Genomic DNA, 1,532 nt, shown 5'->3' on the forward strand with positions numbered 1-1,532 from the left:
GCTCATGCGGCCTTTTCGCATGAAGCAAGGCCGCGCAACAGCGCAAACCCATTCACTTTGCCTGAAGGCTTGTCACTTTCTTCCTCGCTCTTGCAAAAATGCGAAAGAAAATTACATGCGGTTTTCGCATGGCTGCCAAGCCTTGGTCGGCGCGCAATATTTGATGCTCCGGGCTTGACGGTCCGCGGTCTTACGAGTAGAAGCCGCCCAGTCAGAACCGATGTGAGGCTCTCCCTTCCGAAGCGACACGCTTTGGAGTTTGCCTCAAACAGGGTTCGTTTTACGAGCGAAAAGACATTTCCGGCGTGCACGAAGCGGCTTCCGCTTCCTCTGCCTTTTGTTCGGGCAAGACCGCGAGGCGCGGCTTATGGCCCGAATTTGCGTATGGAAATGACGCTTTGAGCGGCCCTGACCGGGCGAGACACGGAATTGAGAGACAAGAGGGTTTAATGCCTACCGTCAACCAGCTGATCCGCAAGCCGCGCATTGCGCCGGTGAAGCGCAACAAGGTCCCGGCCATGCAGCAGAACCCGCAGAAGCGGGGCGTCTGCACGCGCGTCTATACAACGACGCCGAAGAAGCCGAACTCGGCGCTGCGCAAGGTGGCCAAGATCCGCCTGACCAATGGTTTTGAAGTGATCGGGTACATCCCCGGCGAAGGCCACAACCTTCAGGAACACTCCGTGGTGATGATCCGCGGCGGCCGCGTCAAGGATCTTCCGGGCGTTCGCTACCACATCATCCGCGGCGTGCTCGACACGCAGGGTGTGAAGAACCGCAAGCAGCGCCGTTCGAAGTACGGCGCCAAGCGTCCGAAGTAAGGGGCGTCCGAAGTAAGATTTTCCGGCCTTGGCGCTCCTTGGGTGCGTCGGGTTATGAGATTGAGAGACAAAAACCATGTCGCGTCGTCACAGTGCAGAAAAGCGTGAGATCAATCCGGACCCGAAGTTCGGCGATCTGATCGTCACCAAGTTCATGAACGCCGTCATGTATGACGGCAAGAAGTCGGTCGCCGAGACCATCGTCTACGGCGCGCTCGACCAGGTTCAGTCGAAGACCAAGCAGGAGCCGGTCACCGTCTTCCATCAGGCGCTCGACAATGTCGCGCCGCATGTTGAAGTGCGTTCGCGTCGTGTCGGTGGCGCCACCTACCAGGTTCCGGTCGACGTGCGCCCCGAGCGCCGCCAGGCATTGGCCATTCGCTGGCTGATCGCTGCGGCCCGCAATCGCAATGAGACCACGATGGTCGACCGCCTCTCCGGCGAGCTGATGGATGCGGCCAACAACCGCGGCACGGCTGTCAAGAAGCGTGAAGACACCCACAAGATGGCTGAAGCCAACCGCGCTTTCGCGCACTACCGCTGGTAAAGCGCGAACGAGACTGAGAGGCAGCTACGATGGCCCGCGAATACAAAATCGAAGACTACCGCAATTTCGGTATCATGGCGCATATTGACGCCGGCAAGACGACGACCACCGAGCGCGTCCTCTACTACACGGGCAAGTCGCACAAGATCGGCGAAGTCCACGAC

Annotated in this window: 3 protein-coding genes; all 3 read left to right on the forward strand. The window is 59.3% G+C overall.

The annotated features are described in order from the left end of the window. Nucleotides 1-449: 449 nt before the first annotated feature. A complete protein-coding gene (rpsL, locus tag EN893_RS33410; protein WP_006333356.1) occupies nt 450-821 on the forward strand; it encodes a 30S ribosomal protein S12 in 372 nt (123 codons plus the stop codon). 76 nt (nt 822-897) lie between these two features. Next, a complete protein-coding gene (gene rpsG / locus EN893_RS33415) occupies nt 898-1,368 on the forward strand; it encodes a 30S ribosomal protein S7 (protein WP_008875664.1) in 471 nt (156 codons plus the stop codon). Nucleotides 1,369-1,397: 29 nt separating this feature from the next. Next, the coding region (locus tag EN893_RS33420; RefSeq protein WP_164901363.1) for a GTP-binding protein at nt 1,398-1,532 on the forward strand (135 nt) is incomplete at its 3' end.

This window comes from Mesorhizobium sp. M7A.F.Ca.CA.004.04.2.1 (assembly GCF_004022825.1).
GTDB lineage: Bacteria > Pseudomonadota > Alphaproteobacteria > Rhizobiales > Rhizobiaceae > Mesorhizobium.

Bases quoted from the DNA above. Each gene is read 5' to 3' on its own strand.
- rpsL (WP_006333356.1), top strand. From the start codon at position 450: ATGCCTACCGTCAACCAGCTGATCCGCAAGCCGCGCATTGCGCCGGTG.
- rpsG (WP_008875664.1), top strand. From the start codon at position 898: ATGTCGCGTCGTCACAGTGCAGAAAAGCGTGAGATCAATCCGGACCCG.